An 18122-nucleotide genomic window follows, 5' to 3' on the forward strand; every position below is an offset into this window, starting at 1 on the left:
CGCGCCCTGCGGCTGGCCGGCGCGATCGTTCACGCTCAGGCCGCCGACGTCCTCCCGCCGCCCCACCTGCACCGGGCCCTTGAGGCTGAACCGGCCCGGTGCAGGTGTGGCGGTGGGAGGACGTCGGCGGCCTGAGCGTGAACGAGCTCGCCGGCCAGCCGCAGGGCGCGCAGCAACTGGTCGCGGTGTTCGAGGGCATGCGCGCGGCCGACGTGGCGCACGCGCTGCACGAGCTGCCGGCCAAGCGCCGGCACGAGGTCGCGGACGCGCTCGACGACGAACGGCTCGCGGACGTCATCGAGGAACTGTCCGAAGAGGACCAGAAGGACGTCCTGTCGCACCTGGACGAGGAACGCGCCGCGGACATCCTGGAGGCGATGAACCCGGACGACGCGGCGGACCTGCTGGCGGAGCTGGCCGAGAACACCAAGGAGCGGCTGCTGGAACTGATGGAGCCAGAGGAGTCCGAACCGGTCCGGCGCCTGCTGGAGTACTCGTTCGACACGGCCGGCGGTCTCATGACCCCGGAGCCGATCATCCTCACCCCGGACGCGACGATCGCGGAAGCGTTGGCACGAGTGCGAAATCCCGACCTCACACCGGCGCTGGCGTCGATGGTCTTCGTGTGCCGCTCCCCCTCCGCGACCCCGACCGGCCGCTACCTCGGCTGCGTGCACATCCAGCGACTGCTGCGCGAACCGCCGTTCGACCTGGTGGCCGGCGTGCTCGACACGAACATGGCGTACCTGTCACCGAACGCCTCGTTGAGCGACGTGACGCGCTACTTCGCCACCTACAACCTGGTGTGTGCCCCGGTGCTCGACGAGACCGAGCACCTGCTCGGCGCCGTCACCGTGGACGACGTGCTGGACCACCTGCTGCCGGACAACTGGCGCGAGACGGGACTGAGCCATGCCTGAACTGCTGCCCAGGCGCAGACTCGACCAGCCGCGCGAGCCGCGCGGTTTGCGTTTCTCGATCGACCCCGACGCGTTCGGTCAGTTCTCCGAACGCCTCGCGCGGTTCCTCGGCACCGGCAAGTTCCTGTTCTGGCAGACGATGATCGTCGTCGCGTGGATCACGGTGAACCTGGTCGCGGTGTCGCTGCGGTGGGACCCGTACCCGTTCATCCTGCTGAACCTGGCGTTCTCGACGCAGGCCGCCTACGCCGCGCCGCTGATCCTGCTCGCGCAGAACCGGCAGGACGACCGGGACCGGGTGTCGCTGGAGGAGGACCGGGCGCGGGCCGCGCAGACCAAGGCGGACACCGAGTTCCTGGCCCGCGAGCTGGCCGCGCTGCGGTTGGCGGTGGGCGAGGTGGCGACGCGTGACTTCATCCGGGGCGAGCTGGAGAAGCTGGTGAAGGAACAGAACAACACGCGCAAGGTGCGACCGTGATCTTTCGGGACGTCGTCGCGCTGTGGCTGGTGCGCGAGAAACGTGCGACCGAGGTCGTGCTCGCTGCCTGCGACCTGCTCGTGGCCGGTGCCGGCGGCGAGGCGGTGGCGCGGCTGGCCGCGGTGACCCGCCTGGAGGCCGACATCGAGGTGCCGATCCTGCTTCCGGAGGTGATGCGGGAGCTCGATCTCCCGCACCACGACAGGGGAACGGTCGAGGCCCGGGAGGCAGGGCTGCGTGCGATGGCCGTGCGGGTGCTGGCCGGTGAGCTGACACCGCGCGAGCTCACGAAGTGGTCGCACCGGGTCTTCGGGCACGAGGACGAGGGCTGGCGACTGTCTGAACTGGACGACGCCTACGACACCTACGCCTTGGACAGCGATGAGGAGCTGGACGCCGAGGTCCTGGAGGAAGCGCGCCGGATCACGTCCTGATCCGTCCACTCGCGACCAGGTCCGACAGGACCTCGTGGATCGCGGGCGCCGTCTCGGCGTGTTCGCGGTACTCCTCGCGCGTCACGTAGGTGAGCTCGGCGATCTCGCTCGTGGGTTGCGGAGTGCCCTGGAGCTCGGCGGTGAAGCAGGTCATGTCGACCATCGCGCCCTCACCCTCGCCATAGGCAGGGGCGACGTAGCGCTTGAGGACCTCCGGGCTCGTGAGCTCGATCCCGAGCTCCTCCCGGACCTCCCGGCGCAGGGCGTCCACAGGGGACTCACCAGGCTCGATCTTGCCGCCGGGCAGGTAGAAGGCCTTCTTGTTGCGTGAGCGCACAACGAGGAGGCGGCCAGCCTCGACGTGCACCAGTCCCACCACGGTGATCACGGAAAGATGTCGTCCGCTGCCAAGCGATCACACGTGCGGCCGAAGGCTTCGAGCTCACCCGGCCCGAAGCTCTCCCCGAAGTGCTCCGCGACACCCGCGAGGTGTGTCGCCGACGCGCTGCGGAGACGTTCTGCCCCGAGCGGTGTGAGCACGGCCACGATGCCGCGTCCATCACCGTCGGCGCGTTCCCGCCCGACCAGGCCGGCGCGTTCCAGGCGGTCCACCAGGCGGGTCACGCCAGAGCGGGACAGCAGGACGGCATCGGCGAGTTCGGTCATGCGCATGCGCATGGAAGGCGTCTCGGCCAGTTGGACCAGCACGTCGTACGCCGCGAGCGATAGGCGCTGCTCAGCAATCAGTTCGGCCTCGAGGACCCTCGTGATCCGTGCATGCGCGCGGAGGAACGATCGCCACACCCCTAGCTCGACACGGGTGGGCAACCGGGAACTACCCGATTCCGGCACGGACGTCGATGTTACGGACAGCTCCGGCCCGGCTACGACCTGGGCCTGTCGTCAAAAGTGACCGGCCGGTAGGACAGGGGCGAACCGGACGTAGCATGGCCGGGTGACCACCACGCAGCCCCTCCCCACCGTCGAGGACGTCCGCAAGGCGCTCGCCGGTGTGCAGGACCCCGAGATCCGGCGCCCGATCACCGAGATCGGCATGGTCAAGGACGTCGAGGTGGGCTCCGACGGCGCCGTGGTCGTCGGGGTGTTCCTGACGGTCGCCGGCTGCCCGATGCGCGACAAGATCACCAAGGACGTCACCGAAGCGGTCCAGGCCCTCGACGGCGTCTCGTCCGTCCGGGTGGACCTGGACGTGATGAGCGACGCCCAGCGCACCGAGCTGCGCAAGACCCTGCGCGGCGGCGCCGAGGAACCGGTCATCCCCTTCGCCCAGCCGGGCTCGCTGACGCGCGTGTACTGCGTCGCGTCCGGCAAGGGCGGCGTGGGCAAGTCGTCGGTGACGGTGAACCTCGCCGTGGCGATGGCCGCGCGCGGCCTGTCCGTGGGCATCGTCGACGCCGACATCTACGGCCACTCGATCCCGCGCATGCTGGGCGCCGACGGCCGCCCCACCCAGGTCGAAAAGATGATCATGCCGCCGTCCGCGCACGGCGTGAAGGTGATCTCGATCGGCATGTTCACGCCGGGCAACACGCCGGTCGTGTGGCGTGGCCCGATGCTGCACCGCGCGCTGCAGCAGTTCCTCGCGGACGTGTTCTGGGGCGACCTGGACGTGCTGCTGCTCGACCTGCCGCCCGGCACCGGTGACGTGGCGATCTCGGTGGCCCAGCTGGTGCCGAACGCCGAGATCCTGGTCGTCACCACGCCGCAGCAGGCCGCCGCCGAGGTGGCCGAGCGCGCCGGGTCGATCGCTTTGCAGACCCGGCAGCGGGTCGCGGGCGTGATCGAGAACATGTCGTGGATGGAGATGCCCGACGGCTCGCGCATGGAGGTCTTCGGTTCCGGCGGCGGCGCGGCCGTCGCGGAGTCGCTGTCCAAGACGATCGGGTCCGAGGTGCCGCTGCTCGGTCAGGTGCCGCTGGACCCGCGCCTGCGGGAGAACGGCGACACCGGCACGCCGATCGTGCAGGCCGTGCCGGACTCCCCGGCGGCTCAGGTGCTGACCGAGGTGGCGACGAAGCTTTCCGTCCGTTCCCGCGGCCTGGCGGGCCGCCTCCTGAACGTCTCCCCCGCCGGCCGCTGACCCCTGTTTCTCATGCGCACGCGGGGCCCTTTCGTGCACTCCTGGTGAACGAAAGCTCCCCGCGTGCACTTACTCAGGTCGCGTCCGGGTCGTACGGCGGGCGCTCGCCAGGGGCGAGCGGCCGCTGTTCGGGTGCGGGAGGCGTGGACGGCGTCGGGTAGCCGTTCGCCTTGCTGGGCTCGGGGTCGTCGAACAGGTGCTTGGTGACCGCGCGCTTCGGGTCGAAGTTGCGGAGCTCGCGGAGGTCTTCGAGGGGCTTGCGGAGCGACTCGAACTCCGGGCCCATCTCCTGCTTGAGCTGCTCGCGCGCGCCGGTCGCGTACTCGCGGACCTGACGCACCGTTTTCCCCAACCATGCTGCCGCGGACGGCAGGCGTTCGGGCCCCAGGATGAAGAGACCCGCGACGACGATGATGAGGATCTCTACCCATCCGATGCTGTCGAACACGAGTCCCAGCCTACTGGTCAGTCGCTCTTGAGGGTTACGTCAAGTTTGAGCTCGCGGCCTTGCCGGGCCAGCACCACCTGGACCGTTTGGCCGATTTCGTGCTCGCGAACGGCCACCACGAGCTCGGCGGCGTTGCGAACGACGCGGTTGCCGACCTTCGTGATCACGTCGCCCTCCTGGATGCCGGCGGCCGCAGCGGCACCGCCCGCGGGGACGTTCTGCACCTGGGCGCCTTCGGAGGTCTCGGCGGACACCGACTTCACGTTGACGTTCATGTCGGCGTGCTTCACCGAGCCGCTGCGGATCAGCTCCTGGCTGATCTTGCGGGCCTGGTTGCCGGAGATCGCGAAGCCGAGGCCGACCGAACCGCCGGTCTCGGTGCGGATCGAGGAGTTGATGCCGACCAGGGCGCCACGCGAGTCGACCAGCGCGCCGCCCGAGTTGCCGGGGTTGATGGCCGCGTCGGTCTGGATCGCGTCGTAGGTGACCTGGGGGCCGCCGTTCTCGCCGGCCGCCGTCACGGGGCGGTGCAGCGCGGAGACGATGCCCTCGGTGACCGTGTTGGACAGCTGGAGCGGCGAGCCGATGGCGATCACGCTGTCACCGACCTGGAGCTCGTCGGAGTTGCCGAACTGCAGGACCGTGGGGTTGGTGACCTCGACCTTGATGACGGCGAGGTCGGTCTTCGGGTCGCGGCCGACGACGCGGGCCTGGGCGCGGGTGCCGTCGGTGAAGACGGCGCTGAGCTTGGCCGACGAGTCCTGGGCGGCCGGGGCCACCACGTGGTCGTTGGTCAGGATGTAGCCGCCGCCCTCGATGACGACGCCGGAGCCGACGCCCGCGACGTTGGCGCCCTTGAACTCGATCGACACCACGCTGGGCGTGACGCGCTTGGCGATGTCCGAGATCGAACCGGCCGGGCGCTCCTTGCCCTCCTCGATCTCGGCCAGCGTGACCGTCGAGTCGGTCAGCGGGTTGCCCGCGCGGCCGATCAGCCAGCCGATCAGGCCGCCGACCGATCCGACGAGCAGCGCCGCGACCATCAGCAACGCGAGTGCGGTCGGCTTCACGCGCCGGCCGAAGATCAGTTCGGGAACGCTCAGCTGCGGACCGGGCTCGACCTTCTTCTCAGGTTCGCCCGGCGGGTCCTCGCCCACGGCGGGCGGGCCGATCACGGCACCGGAAGCGGGGTCGCGCCACGGGTCACCGGCGGGCTTGTCGCCCCAGAACACCGGATCGATGTCCGGATCGGGGTCGGACACGGGCTGTGGAGGCCGCTGCAGCAACTCCTCGGAACCCCGCCGGCCGAACGCGCTGACGAGCGACTCGGGAGGCGGCGGCGCCGACTGGACGGCGGTCACGGGCACGTCGCGCGCGGCGAACGCGCTGGAGACACCGTCCGGGCGGCCGAAGGCTGACGCGTACGCGGGGTCGACCGGCGGCTGCACCAAGGGCCGTGGCCGGAGCCTGCGATGCGCTCCGTCGTCCACTCCGGAAACAGGCGTGGGCGTCTGGCCGTTGGGCGACTGCTGGCTCATCTCTCCCCGAATTTTCCGCTAGGAGTTAGGGCCTGCTTCATGGGTGTTGTTCGATGAGAGTCGCGGCTGAGGTGGTTCCTGGCGGTGCGGGCGGCTGACCCGCACACCGGTGTTGTATTCGGGTCGGCCGCCCGCGCCTCCAGGGGCCGCCTCAGCCCCGGCTATCGCGAACAGGACCCATGAAGCAGGCCCTTAGAGCTACAGCCTGCCTGAAGAGCGGTGAAATGACTGTCAGGGGGTGGTCGCGAAGACCGCGCGGGCGTTCTGCGGCGCGGACGGCGAGGCAGGCGCGTCGCTGTCCGGCGTGGTGAACGCGAGCGCGCCGAGCAGCATCCCGCTCACGACGACCCCGGCACCCTGACGCGCGCGGCGGCCGCTGAACCAGCCGTTGCTGCCCAGCGGTCTCGACGACCCCAGCACCGGCCCAGACCCGAACGCGGGCTTGTCGGTGCGCTGCACGGCGACGAACTGTCCGTCCTCGGTGATCGCGAGCCCGTCCGGTGCGGACGGCAGGTCGACCTCCTGCGGGATGGCCCCGAGCCTGTCGAGCAGCGACGCCGACGCCGTGGGCGCCCCCGCCGCGCGCACCGCGGTGCGCGCCTGCTGCTGGGTGTAGGTCTCGAAGGCGCAGAAGCCACAGCGCTGGATGTGCGCTGAAGCTCGCTCGTGTGCGACCGAGGACAGTTCTCCGTCCACGAAAGCAACCACGGCATCCGGCAAGAGATGCTGCTCAGGCAGGCCCCAACCACGGAGGTCGGTCATGCAGAGTCCTCCAGCAACGATTCCCGACGACGGCGTTCGAGCGCGACCTTCAGCGCCTGGCGGCCCCGATGGATCCTGCTCCTCACGGTACCCATCTTCACCCCGAGCGTGGCACCGATCTCCTCGTAGGAGAGGCCCTCCACGTCACACAGGACCACGGCGGCACGGAACTCCGGCGGGAGCTCGTCCAACGCGGCCTGCAGATCGGGGTCGAGGTGGTTCTCGTCGTAGATCTCCTCGGGGGACAGGTCGTCACCCTCGAGTCGGTCGTTGTCCTCGGGCAGCGCCTCCATGCGCACGCGAGAACGCCTGCGTGCCATGTCGAGGAAGAGGTTGGTGGTGATGCGGTGCAGCCACCCCTCGAAGGTGCCCGGCTTGTACGACGCGAGCGACCTGAAAACCCTGATGAACGTCTCCTGGGTCAGGTCCTCGGCGTCGTGCTGATTGCCGGTCAAGCGGTACGCGAGCCGGTAGACCCTGTCCGCGTGCTCGCGAACGATGGCGTCCCACGAGGGCGGCGTCCAGTCGGCCGTCTCGATGGGCGCGACGGCCTCCGGCGAACTCGACTGCGTGCGCATCAGGTGTTTCGGCACCTCCATGTGGGCCGCCCGGCGACCCTTATGCGGCTCAACGAGCGTCGGGTCCGGCTTGTTCCCGATCAGAGCCTGGCTTCTTGCCTCTGTACCTTCTCCTGCTCCCTTTAAACGATCGTGAGAGCAGGCTGAGAGCACCCTGAGAATCTCGGTTCGGGCCGCGTTCACCCGTTTTGGGCACAAGTGGCACTAACCTGCTACCCCGTGACAGCGGAATCGGCCCTGCGGGAGTACGTCGAGCAGTACCTCCCCGAGGACGACGTGCACCTGGCAGCACGAGCACGCGGCCAGGAACTGGGCTGCGTGCCCATCGGCGCAGGTGGCGGAGCCGCCCTGCGGTTCCTGACGACCGCCCTCCAGGCGAAAGCCGTCGTCGAGATCGGCACCGGAGCAGGCACCAGCGGCCTCTACCTCCTGGCGGGCATGCCCCAGTCCGGCATCCTGACGTCGATCGACGTGGCCCCAGACCACCAACGGGCGGCCCGCGAGGCCTACGCGGCCGCCGGTATCTCGCCCTCGCGCACCCGCCTGATCATGGGCAAGGCGCTGGACGTCCTACCCCGCCTGACCGACGCGGCCTACGACCTGGTCTTCGTGGACGCCTACAAACCCGAGTACCCGCAGTACCTCCAGCACGGCGTCCGAATGCTGCGCCCAGGCGGAGTCATCGCGTTCGACAACGTCCTGTGGCACGGCGCGGTGGTAGATCCCACCAAGCGGGACGAGTCGACCCAGGCAATGCGGGAAATCGCCCGCCTGGTGAAGGAGGACGACCGGCTCGTTCCGGTGATCCTGCCGCTGGGCGATGGGCTGTTGGTGGCCGCACGCAAACCCTGAGTGGGTCGATAAGAACTCGAGTTGGACCACCTGAGTGATGCGGTAACAGCGCATCACGGCAATTCGACATGCCCTCCGCAGGGTCGGGGATCGTCCATTCCCCGAAAGGGGCTCAGGTGAAACCAACAAGGGTTATCGCCGCACTGGCGGCTGCCTTCATACCGATCATCGGAATCACGACTCCGGCAGCCCATGCCGTCGTCACCCCGTGCTGGGGCGATGGCTCAGACATGCCCTCCACACCCAGTGGGGCCTGCCGCGACTCGTTCGTACTCGATCCGGGACCCGGCCAGTTGCTGTCCCACGACGACATCATCCGACACCGCGCGTATTACGAGGATCAAGGTTTCAGCCCGAATTTCATCTGGTACGCACGCATCGAGGACAAGCAGGTCAGTTCCGGCGATGTGGAATGGTCGGGCTGCGATGACAACAATGAGGTTGTCGACGTACCTTGCACACCCGGCAAGCTGCATTTCAAGCCCGTGTTCAACGCCTTCACCGCGCGACCTGTCACAGTCCCGTCGCTCAAGTACGGCAGCAGCTTCATCGGCCGGGCCTGCGGTAACTTCTCCAAGGACACGTCCGCCGAGCCGGTGCCCGTGATCAGCGGCTACAAGTATCACGACGCGAACCGCAACGGTGTGCGCGACGCCGGAGAGCCGGGTCTCGCGGGCTGGACGGTGACGCTGCATCGCGACCGTTCTGACGCAGGCGAGCCCATCGGCCCGGTCACGACCACGACAACCGACGGCAACGGGTACTACCAGTTCCCGCTGAAGAACCGTCTGCCCGGCGACTACGCCGTCACAGAGGAGAACCGCACCGACTGGACCCGGACCTCTGGGACCGAACGCCACGGCGTGCACATCCCGATCGGGGCCGCGGACACCAACTTCTCCGGCCACGACTTCGGCAACGTGGAGACGAAGGCCGATGCCGTGAAGGTCGCCTTCGACGTCGTCGACCCGCCCACCGAGATGACCGCTGACACCGAACACACCCTGCGCGTCCGCGCGCTGCTGGAGAACCGCGGCCCGGCCCCGATCATCGACGTCCAGGACGCGATCTCGGCCTCCGGCCCGCCGGACTGTTCCTTCACCACCCCGCCGCCGGCGACCCGGCAGCTCGTGCTCGGCCGCCCGGTCGAGGTGATCTTCGAGGTGGCCGTCACCTGCCTCGATCCGAGCTTCCACCCGTTGTCGTTCGAGAACGCGCTGACGATCACCACCCCCGGCGTCACCGATCCCGACCCGTCGAGCAACCACCGGACCACAGGCGCCACCATCGCCGTGATCGACGAAGCGAACGTCGGCATCGACAGCACTCAGCTGGACTGTGCGAGCCGCACCTACGTCCGTGACCAGTTCGAGTGCACCGTCACGGCCGTCGCGGTCAACCGCGGTGACTACGGCCCGGCGAACACCGACGTCACTCTTGGGCTCACCGGCCCGGCGGACTGCACGCTGACCCCCACCACCGCCACGACCCACGAGGTGTCGATCAGCGGCCCGGCGACCGTCTCGTCGAAGTGGAACGTGACCTGCGCGAACCGCAGCTACCACGACTTCGCCGCGTCCTCCAAGGCCGTGCTCGACCACCTGCACGTCATCGACCCCGACCCCGGCAACAACACGGGTTCGGCGACCGACCGGGTCGAGGTGTTCGAACGGGTCGACCTCTCGGTCAGCGACATCCGCCTGACCTGCACCGAACGCCAGTACCGCACCCAGGACTTCGCCTGCACGACCACGACGACCGTCACGAACGCCGGACCGGCCGACGCCGTGCACACGCTGACCACCGTCACCTTCGGCGCTCCCGCGGACTGCACGATCACCCCGAACACCGGCCAGCAGCAGACGCACGTCCTCGGCGCCGGCACCACGGCGACGTTCGCCAAGGACTGGACGGTGTCCTGCACCGAGAAGCGCAGGCACCTGTTCTCCACGAGCGCGGTGATCATCGCCGACGAGCCGCACCCGGAGGACACGAACCGCGCGAACGACGTCCGCTCGATCTCCTGGGTGCCGCCGGACGTGAAGCCGCGCAGCTTCCCCAGTTCGATCAACCTCAAGAAGGAGGGTGTGATCCCGGTGGCGGTCCTGTCCACCGCGGAGTTCGACGCCGTCGCCCTGGTCGACCGGAGCAGCCTCACGTTCGGAGCCACCGGTCTGGAGCAGAGCCTGATCCGCTGTGGATCGCCGGGTGAGGACGTCAACGACGACGGCAGGGCCGACCTGGTCTGCCAGTTCGACACCACGAAGACCGGCCTGACCTGTGGCATGACGACAGCGACCCTCATGGGCCGCACGGTCGACGGCCGCCGGTTCGAGGGTCAGGACGACATCAAGCTGACGGGTTGCTAGCCACAATCCCCGGTCAGTAGGCCCGGACGCCCTTGCCGAGGACCGTGACACCGCTCGCGGACACCGTGTAGCGCTCACGGTCCATCGGCGCGTCCACACCGATCAACGCGCCGTCCGGCACCACGACGTTCTTGTCCAAAATGGCGCGCCGGACCACGGCGCCCTTGCCGATCCGAACCCCAGGCAACAAGACAGACCCCTGCACCACAGACCCGACCTCAACAGTCACGTCCGAAGAGATCACCGAGCCGTGAATCTTCCCGGAGATGATCGACCCAGGCCCCACCATCGAGTCCTCAGCGGACCCACCAGCGATGAACTTGGCCGGCGGCAACGGCGGAGTGGCAGTCCGAATAGGCCACAACTGGTTGTAGAGGTTGAAGATCGGATTAACGGACACCAGGTCCATATGAGCGTCGTAGTAGGCGTCGATCGTCCCGACATCCCGCCAGTACCCGCGATCCCGATCAGTGGCCCCGGGAACCTCGTTGTCCTGGAAGTCGTAAACGTGCGCCTTACCCCGGTCCACCAGCATGGGGATGATGTCCCCACCCATGTCGTGGTCCGAGTCGGGGTTCAACGCGTCCCCGCGCAGCGCGTCCAGCAGCGCCTCGGTCGTGAACACGTAGTTGCCCATGGACGCGAACGTCACCTCGGGGTCGTCCGGCACGTGCGGCGGCTCCGAAGGCTTCTCCAGGAACCGCGTGATCTTCCCCGAGACATCGCTGTCGATGCACCCGAAGGCCTTGGCCTCGTTGCGCGGCACCCGGATCCCGGCCACGGTCACGGCCGCGCCCGACTCGACGTGCTGCGAGATCATCTGACCTGGGTCCATCCGGTACACGTGGTCGGCACCGAAGATGACCACGTGGTCGGGCTTCTCGTCGTGGACGAGGTTCAGCGACTGGAAGATCGCGTCGGCCGACCCCGTGTACCAGCGCGGGCCCAGGCGTTGCTGGGCCGGGACCGGGGTCACGTACTGACCGAGCACATTGGACAGGCGCCACGTCGTCGAGATGTGGCGGTCCAGCGAGTGCGACTTGTACTGCGTCAGCACGCAGAGCTTCGCGAGCCCCGCGTTGACCAGGTTCGACAGCACGAAGTCGACCAGCCGGTAGTTGCCCCCGAAGGGCACAGCCGGTTTCGCGCGGTCTGCCGTCAGTGGCCACAGGCGCTTGCCTTCACCACCGGCAAGCACAATTCCGAGAACGTGCGGCTGCCCCTTCACGGTATGTGACCCTATCTGTGCGATCGCGCTTCAACCAGACGCAAACAGCTTTGTCCCAACCGGTACCGCTGTGATCTACGGTGGGTGCGTGCGAGTTGCGCTGATGACGCGGGAGTATCCACCGGAGGTCTACGGCGGTGCTGGTGTGCACGTGGGATTCCTCGTGCCCCATCTCCGCGAGCTCGTGGACGTCGACGTGCACTGCTTCGGTGCGCCCAGATCGGACGCGACGGCGCACAACCCGCCGCACAGCCTGGAGCAGGCGAACGCGGCCCTGAGCACCCTCGCGGTCGACCTCGAAATGGCCGCCGCCATCTCCACCGCCAACCTCGCGCACTCGCACACCTGGTACGCCAACATGGGCGGTCACCTGGCCAAACTCCTGCACGGGATCCCGCACGTCGTCACCGCGCACTCGCTGGAGCCGCGCCGGCCCTGGAAGGCCGAGCAGCTCGGCGGCGGGTACCGGATCTCGTCGTGGGCCGAGCGGACCGCGTACGAACACGCCGACGCGATCATCGCCGTGAGCGAGGGGATGCGGGCCGACGTGCTCGACGCCTACCCCGCGCTCGACCCGGCGAGGGTGCACGTGGTGCGCAACGGGATCGACTCCACCGCGTACCACCCCGTCACGGAGACGGACGCGCTCACGTCGCGCGGCATCGATCCCGAGAAGCCGATCGTGGCGTTCGTGGGACGGATCACTCGCCAGAAAGGTGTCGGCCACCTGGTCGCCGCCGCGCACCACATCGACCCCAACGCCCAGATCGTCCTCTGCGCGGGCGCCCCGGACACGCCGGAGATCGCCGAGGAGACCAAACAGGCGGTCAGCGAACTGGCGTCGGGCCGCAAGGGCGTCTTCTGGATCCAGAAGATGTTGCAGCCCGCCGAGGTGCGGCAGATCCTCAGCCACGCGACGGTGTTCGTCTGCCCGTCGGTCTACGAGCCGCTCGGCATCGTGAACCTGGAGGCGATGGCGTGCGGCACGGCGGTCGTCGCGAGCGACGTCGGTGGCATCCCGGAGGTCGTCGTGCACGGCGAGACGGGTCTGCTCGTTCACTACGACGAGCACGATTTGTCGACATATCGACTCGATCTTGCCCAGACGATCAACGAACTGATCGCCGACCCGGACCGCGCCCGGCGCTTCGGCGCCGCCGGACGCAAGCGGGCTGAGCAGGAGTTCTCCTGGTCCGCGATGGCCGAGCAGACGGTCGAGGTCTACCGCGCGGTGATCTGAGACACACACGCTCGGGGCAACCCCAAAGTGTGAACGCCGCCTTTAACCAGTAGTGACGCTTTGACTTCAACTGGTGAGGGGCGCGAGAACTGTGCGTTGTGCGCTGCTGGGTCTGACGGTCCTCCTCGCGGTGACCGGATGTGCCACAGCTCCCGCGCCACAGCCGACGGCGGTCCAGCTCACCGTCGACGGCAAGAAGCTCGCCGACGCCGCCGAGTTGCAGGCGCAGGCCGAGGCGCAGCTCGCCTACACGCTCGACTACGGCTACGTGGCACGGGCGGGCGCCGCGGCGGTCAGCTGCTGGTTCGCCAAGACCGGTCAGGACGCCGAGGTCGACAAGCGGCTGTGGTGCGGACCCGTCCAGGTGCCCGGCACCGGTGCCGGCACCGACTGGGTGCCCGTGCCGCTGAAGGAAGTCACCAAGAAGGAAGATGAGATCCGCTACGAGGTGCAGTCGCCGCAGGTACCCGAGAGCGGCAAGCGCAGCACCCCGATCGGCAAGCTCGTGCGCACCGACGGCAAGGAGTTCGACCCGTCGAAGCAGCAGGACCTCACCGCCGGCCGCGACTTCCTCGCCGTGCTGCCCGACGACGGCAAGGGCACCAACGCCGACCTCGGTCTTGGCAACGTTGACATCAAGACGCGCGACGACCTGCTCGCCACCGCCGTCACCGGCTGGGCGAACCCGGACATCTGGTTCACCGCGGAGGGCACCGTGCGCGCCGAGCCCGGCTCGCGCCTGCGCGTGTTGCGGATGAAGGTCGAGAAGTTCTACGAGACGGACAGCGGTTTCCACCGCACCAACTGGCAGGGTTTCGCCCCGCAGCCGTCCGAGCTCGCGCTGGAGGTGCCGGGCAAGCGCCACCTGCTGCCCGCCGACCGCCTGCCGGCCAGCGGTTCGGTGTTCGTCGTCTACACCGTGCCCGACCCGGAGGCCGGTACCGAGACCCTCGCCCTCGGCACCCTCGGCGCGAAGTCGATGGAGCAGCGCGTCGAGATCCCCTCCGGCAAGCGCGGCGACACCCCGCCGCACGTGCTGCAGCGGGCCGCCGCCCCCGCCCAGTTCGCCGAGCCGACCCAGAAGATCCGCTTCGGCGACCGCGAGCTCGGGATGAAGATCACCGGCGTCCGGCTCGGCCGTCAGCGCCCGATCAAACTCGGTCAGAGCCAGTACGACGTCGCCACGATCTCCGCGCCGGACAAGGCACTGCTGGAGGTGCGGGTCGAGGCCGTCGGCAGCCTTCCGGACACCATCGGCGGCAACCTCACCAAGGACCTGATCACCGTCAAGCTTCCCGACGGCTCGACCGCGCCACAGGTCGGCGCCCGCTACGACGGCGGCCCGCTGCCGTTCGCGATCGTGGTCGAGGTCCCCGCGGACACCCAGTCGGTCACGGTCGGCATGGAGGCCGGCACCCCGGAACTGCCGCGCCTGGGCAAGACGGCGATCTCGCCCGTCGACTCGCGCATCACCCTCGCGCTGGAGTTCTGAGCGAGCATCGCGGCGAGGGCCAGCCAGCCGAGGATCACCAGGACCAGGCCGCCCCAGCCCCACTCCTCGTACGCGGTGCTGCCGGACGTGCCACCGATGCTGCTGCCCACGTAGAACCCGCAGAGATACAGCCCAGAGGCGTGGCCACGGGCGTGTTCGGGCGCCCGCGCGGCGACCCAGCCACTCGCCGTGGCGTGCGACGCGAAGAACCCGGCGGTGACGATCGCCAGCCCGAGCGGCACCCACAGCAGGCTCGCCACCGCACCGAGAGCCAGCACACCGATGCACAGCAGCAGCACGCGACCACGGCCGTGCCGGTCGGCCAGCCTGCCCGCGAACGCCGCCGACGTGCTGCCGAACCCGTAGAAGAGGTACACCAGCGTCTCCAGCCACACCGGACCGGTGAGCTGGAAGCCGGCGACGTTGTAGAACGAGATGAACGACCCCACGAGCAGCACGGCCACCGCGTACAACGAGAGCAGGACCGGGTCCCGCAGGGCCGCCTTCATGCCGCGCGGCGCCCGCTTCGGCCGGCCGTGCGACCTGGGCAGGAAGAACACCACCACCAGCGCCGCGGCCAGCCCGAACACACCGGCGAGCAGCACAGAGCCACGCCACCCCAGCCAGTCCGCGGTCATGCCGGTGACCAATCGGCCGGACATGCCGCCGAGGCTGTTCCCGGCGATCATCGCGCCCACCGCGGCGCCGAGCCTCCTGCTGTCCAGCTCGTCCGCGAGGTAGGCCATCGACGCGGCGGGCACCCCGGCCGCCGCGATCCCCTGCAGCACGCGCAGCAGCAAGAACAGCTCGTAGTTCGGCGCGAACGGCAGCACGAGTCCCAGCAACGCCGCCACCAGCACGCTGACCACGATCACCGGCCGGCGCCCGGCCCGTTCGGACAGCATCGCGATCGGCACGACCGCCACCGCCAGCGCGAGCGTCGCCGCGGAGAGCGCGAGCGACGCACCGCTGGGACCCAGCCCGTACTCCTGGGCGATCTGCGGCATGACCGGCTGCGGCGTGTAGAGCAGCGCGAAGCACGCGAAGCCCGAGGCGGCGATGGACGCGGTCAACCTGTTCACGCAATTGACGCTAAGCCATACGTCCAATACGGAAATGGGTCAGAATCAATTCGTGGATGAATTGGAGCTGGCCCCGAAGCTGGCGATGTTGAAAGCGCTTGCCACCGACGAACACGTGACTCGTGTCGCAGAACGCGTCGGTCTCCCCCAGCCGACGGTCAGCCGCTGGCTCGCCGAACTCGGGGAACAGCTCGGCGCGCCGATCATCGCGAAGAGCGGCAGGAGGGTCCGGCTCACCCGCGCCGGCCGGCTGCTCGCCGAGGCCGCGACCCGGTCGCTGGCCGCGCTCGAACCGGGCCTGCGCGAGGTCGAGGAGGAGCTCGACCCGGAGAAGGGCCGGGTCGTGCTGGGGTTCCTGCACATGCTCGGCCGGTCCGTCGTGCCGGAGCTGGTCCGCGGGTTCCGCGCCGAACACCCGCACGTCCGGTTCGGGCTGGTCCAGAACGCCCGCCAGGCAGTGGTCGACAAGCTTGCGAGCGGCGAGATCGATCTCGCGCTGGTCGCACCTCCGCCCGAGGGGCCGGAGTTCGAGTCACAGGTCCTGTTCGAACAGGAACTGATCGTCGTCGTGCCGTCGACACACCGCCTGGCGTCGCGCAAAGCCGTGCGGCTCAAGGACCTCGCGGACGAGGAGTTCATCGTCCTCGAGCACGGCTACGGCCTGCGTCAGATCATCGACGACCTGTGCGCCGCAGCCGGGTTCAACCCGAAGATCGCATTCGAGAGCCAGGAGACCGAGACCGTGCGCGGCCTGGTCGCGGCAGGGCTCGGCGTCTCCCTGCTCCCGCATCCCGAGTTCACTCCTCCAGCGGGCGTGCGCGAACTCCCGCTGACCCCGCGCTCAGCCCGTGCCTTCGGGCTGGCGTGGTTGGCGGACCGCCCGTTGCCGCCCGCCGTCCGCGCCTTCCGCGATCACGCCCTGCGCACTCACGAACGCCAGCGCTGAGTGCTCGACCACGTCCGCAGGTACGACTCGGCGCCGCCCAGCATGTCCTGGACGAGCTGGTCCCCACCGAGCTGACGGACCTTCTCGACCCAGTCCGGCAGGAGACCGATGTGCGCGCCGCCGTCGACGTTGATGTCCCAGACGCGCTCACCGGTGCGCTGCCGGTCGACCAGCGGGCCGTCCGGGTAGCTGCGGAACGGGTAGGTCACGCCGGTCTGCGGTGCCGGGTGCGAGCCCACGCCGTTGTAGTCGGAGCCGAACCCGATGCCCACGTCGTACTTGCGCCGCAACGGCTCCGCGGCGGCCGCCTGCGCCACGTACCCGCCGGGATCGTTCTCGTACCCGGCCACGAACCCGCCGAGCTGGTAGACCTGCTCGGTCCACTGCGCGTCCATCCAGCTGTGGCTGGAGATGATGCCGGGGTAGTTCTTCTGCCCGGCCAGCTCCAGCGTGCGGCCGGCGGCCTTCACGCTCATGTGGTCGACCTCGATCATCATGTGGCGCTGCATCATGCCCTGCACCGCGTACTCGCCGAGCGACGTCAGGCCGCGCACGTTGCACCGCTTCGCCGGGTCGTAGGCGGGCGCGACGGCCGAAGCCGGGATCAGCGCGTTCGGTCCGACGGTGCCGATCGGGTTGTCCTGCTGCGGGCCCTTGCACTCCTCGGTCTTCCACCACTGGCCGGTGCGCAGGAACTGGCCCGCGTTGATCACGCCGCCCTGCGTGCCCGAGTCGAACCGGACACCGCACAGCGCGTTGTCGAACTTGTGGCACAGGAACGCGCTGCGCACCCCGAGCGCGTACATCTCGTCGAGGCCGCGGTCGATGTCACCCTTGTTGCACAACGGGATGTCGAGGAAGGTCCGGCAGCCGAACAGCTCAGAGGTCTCGATGCCGAGCACCACCGCGAGCTTGCCCTGCGTGATCACGTCCCTGGCCTGCTCGGACGACGTGACGATGCGGAACCAGCCCTTGCCGGGCCCGCCGAACATCCTGTCGATGAACGCCTGCAGCTCGTAGGTGCGCTGGGCCTGCAGCCGGACCGACGCCATCTCGTCGCACGGCCGGTCCTTGAACGGGTGGATGATGCACAGCTCGGCATTGCTCGTCAGGTCGGTGACCAGCACGCGCTGACCGCCGCGCCACGCCCGTTCCAGCCAGGCGTAGTAGTTCTGCTGGTGCGAGACCGTGGTGTAGTTCGGCCAGTTCTTGAACGTCGGCCAGCCCACCGGGTCGTGGCCGTCGAAGTCGCCCGTCACGATCGCCTCGAAGATCGCGCCCAGGCCCGCCGGGTAGTGCTCGGGGCAGTCCTTCAACGCGTCCGCGATGCCCTGCTCGGAGAACGGCTTGCCGCAGATCAGCCTGCCGCCGAAGCCCTCGTTGGTCATGAGGTGGTTGTGCGCGTCGACGAACCCGCGCACCCTGCCCAGGCCGTCCGTGCCCTTGAACGGCTCACCCGTCACGTTGATCTGCGAGTCCGGCGCCGGCCGCGCCACAGGCTCCCACCAGGGCGTGGCGGCCGATGCGGGCGTCAGCGCCGCTAGAACCAGCGAGACGGCGAGTGCCAGGCGGAGTAACACGAGCGCTCCTCTACGACGTTGTGAAGGAGCTCACATCATGCCGTGGAACGTCGCCGTCTCGTATGGGTAGATCG

General features: G+C 68.9%; 16 protein-coding genes and 1 pseudogene. 8 read left to right on the plus strand and 9 right to left on the minus strand.

Annotated features, from left to right (window positions below; genetic code table 11):
* Positions 1–98: 98 nt before the first annotated feature.
* From B0F77_RS10945 to B0F77_RS10955, 3 genes and pseudogenes are all read left to right on the plus strand, one after another.
* Positions 99–920: pseudogene (locus tag B0F77_RS10945) on the plus strand (magnesium transporter MgtE N-terminal domain-containing protein); the annotation flags it as partial.
* Positions 913–1398, plus strand: a complete 486-nt coding sequence (locus B0F77_RS10950; RefSeq protein WP_086662731.1) for a DUF1003 domain-containing protein — start codon at positions 913–915, stop codon at positions 1396–1398. The pseudogene B0F77_RS10945 and the gene B0F77_RS10950, both read left to right, overlap by 8 nt.
* Positions 1395–1832 carry a hypothetical protein gene (locus tag B0F77_RS10955; protein ID WP_086662732.1) on the plus strand — a complete coding sequence of 146 codons (438 nt, stop codon included), beginning with the start codon at positions 1395–1397 and terminating at the stop codon, positions 1830–1832. The genes B0F77_RS10950 and B0F77_RS10955 overlap by 4 nt, the downstream gene beginning before the upstream one ends.
* Here the strand turns inward: B0F77_RS10955 and B0F77_RS10960 are convergent.
* Both B0F77_RS10960 and B0F77_RS10965 read right to left on the minus strand, forming a co-directional pair.
* A complete protein-coding gene (locus B0F77_RS10960) occupies positions 1822–2220 on the minus strand; it encodes an NUDIX hydrolase (RefSeq protein WP_086662733.1) in 399 nt (132 codons plus the stop codon). The two genes, B0F77_RS10955 and B0F77_RS10960, sit on opposite strands and share 11 nt — an antisense overlap.
* Positions 2217–2684 carry a MarR family winged helix-turn-helix transcriptional regulator gene (locus B0F77_RS10965; protein WP_086662734.1) on the minus strand — a complete coding sequence of 156 codons (468 nt, stop codon included), beginning with the start codon at positions 2682–2684 and terminating at the stop codon, positions 2217–2219. Before B0F77_RS10965 ends, B0F77_RS10960 begins: the two co-directional genes overlap by 4 nt.
* A gap of 103 nt (positions 2685–2787) precedes the next feature.
* Here B0F77_RS10965 and B0F77_RS10970 point away from each other — a divergent pair, with 103 nt between their 5' ends.
* Positions 2788–3933, plus strand: coding sequence for an Mrp/NBP35 family ATP-binding protein (locus tag B0F77_RS10970; RefSeq protein ID WP_086662735.1), 1146 nt, complete (start codon positions 2788–2790; stop codon positions 3931–3933).
* 73 nt (positions 3934–4006) lie between these two features.
* Here B0F77_RS10970 and tatB read toward each other — a convergent pair whose 3' ends face one another.
* From tatB to sigE, 4 genes are all read right to left on the minus strand, one after another.
* On the minus strand, positions 4007–4381 hold the full coding sequence (gene tatB, locus B0F77_RS10975; RefSeq protein WP_086662736.1) for a Sec-independent protein translocase protein TatB: 375 nt from the start codon (positions 4379–4381) through the stop codon (positions 4007–4009).
* Between the two features lie 17 nt (positions 4382–4398).
* Positions 4399–5919, minus strand: coding sequence for a S1C family serine protease (locus B0F77_RS10980; RefSeq protein WP_086662737.1), 1521 nt, complete (start codon positions 5917–5919; stop codon positions 4399–4401).
* A gap of 231 nt (positions 5920–6150) precedes the next feature.
* Entirely contained in the window at positions 6151–6681 is a 531-nt protein-coding gene (locus B0F77_RS10985) for an anti-sigma factor (protein ID WP_245847948.1), read from the minus strand.
* A complete protein-coding gene (sigE, locus tag B0F77_RS10990; protein ID WP_086662738.1) occupies positions 6678–7280 on the minus strand; it encodes an RNA polymerase sigma factor SigE in 603 nt (200 codons plus the stop codon). The genes B0F77_RS10985 and sigE overlap by 4 nt, the downstream gene beginning before the upstream one ends.
* A 198-nt stretch (positions 7281–7478) precedes the next feature.
* Between sigE and B0F77_RS10995 the strand changes: the two genes are divergently transcribed.
* Positions 7479–8111, plus strand: a complete 633-nt coding sequence (locus tag B0F77_RS10995; protein ID WP_086662739.1) for an O-methyltransferase — start codon at positions 7479–7481, stop codon at positions 8109–8111.
* A gap of 485 nt (positions 8112–8596) precedes the next feature.
* Complete coding sequence (locus B0F77_RS11000; RefSeq protein WP_158102664.1) at positions 8597–10480, plus strand: SdrD B-like domain-containing protein; 1884 nt, start codon at positions 8597–8599, stop codon at positions 10478–10480.
* Between the two features lie 13 nt (positions 10481–10493).
* Here the strand turns inward: B0F77_RS11000 and glgC are convergent, their stop codons facing one another.
* Positions 10494–11708, minus strand: coding sequence for a glucose-1-phosphate adenylyltransferase (glgC, locus tag B0F77_RS11005; protein ID WP_086662741.1), 1215 nt, complete (start codon positions 11706–11708; stop codon positions 10494–10496).
* An 88-nt stretch (positions 11709–11796) separates the two neighbouring features.
* On the opposite strand from glgC, the gene glgA reads away from it, so the two are divergent.
* Positions 11797–12948, plus strand: coding sequence for a glycogen synthase (gene glgA / locus B0F77_RS11010; protein WP_086662881.1), 1152 nt, complete (start codon positions 11797–11799; stop codon positions 12946–12948).
* Between the two features lie 1329 nt (positions 12949–14277).
* Here the strand turns inward: glgA and B0F77_RS11015 are convergent.
* Positions 14278–15522, minus strand: a complete 1245-nt coding sequence (locus B0F77_RS11015) for an MFS transporter (RefSeq protein WP_086662742.1) — start codon at positions 15520–15522, stop codon at positions 14278–14280.
* Positions 15523–15607: 85 nt separating this feature from the next.
* On the opposite strand from B0F77_RS11015, the gene B0F77_RS11020 reads away from it, so the two are divergent.
* Positions 15608–16468, plus strand: coding sequence for a LysR family transcriptional regulator (locus B0F77_RS11020; protein ID WP_245847966.1), 861 nt, complete (start codon positions 15608–15610; stop codon positions 16466–16468).
* Here B0F77_RS11020 and B0F77_RS11025 read toward each other — a convergent pair.
* Entirely contained in the window at positions 16450–18048 is a 1599-nt protein-coding gene (locus B0F77_RS11025) for an amidohydrolase family protein (RefSeq protein ID WP_143466670.1), read from the minus strand. The genes B0F77_RS11020 and B0F77_RS11025 overlap by 19 nt on opposite strands.
* Between the last annotated feature and the right edge of the window lie 74 nt (positions 18049–18122).

Origin of the sequence: Lentzea kentuckyensis, from assembly GCF_002150765.1 — a bacterium.
GTDB lineage: Bacteria > Actinomycetota > Actinomycetes > Mycobacteriales > Pseudonocardiaceae > Lentzea > Lentzea kentuckyensis.

Coding starts and splice junctions, on each gene's coding strand:
- B0F77_RS10950 (WP_086662731.1), top strand. CDS start 913: ATGCCTGAACTGCTGCCCAGGCGCAGACTCGACCAGCCGCGCGAGCCG.
- B0F77_RS10980 (WP_086662737.1), bottom strand. CDS start 5,919: ATGAGCCAGCAGTCGCCCAACGGCCAGACGCCCACGCCTGTTTCCGGA.
- B0F77_RS10985 (WP_245847948.1), bottom strand. CDS start 6,681: ATGACCGACCTCCGTGGTTGGGGCCTGCCTGAGCAGCATCTCTTGCCG.
- sigE (WP_086662738.1), bottom strand. CDS start 7,280: ATGGAGGTGCCGAAACACCTGATGCGCACGCAGTCGAGTTCGCCGGAG.
- B0F77_RS11020 (WP_245847966.1), top strand. CDS start 15,608: ATGTTGAAAGCGCTTGCCACCGACGAACACGTGACTCGTGTCGCAGAA.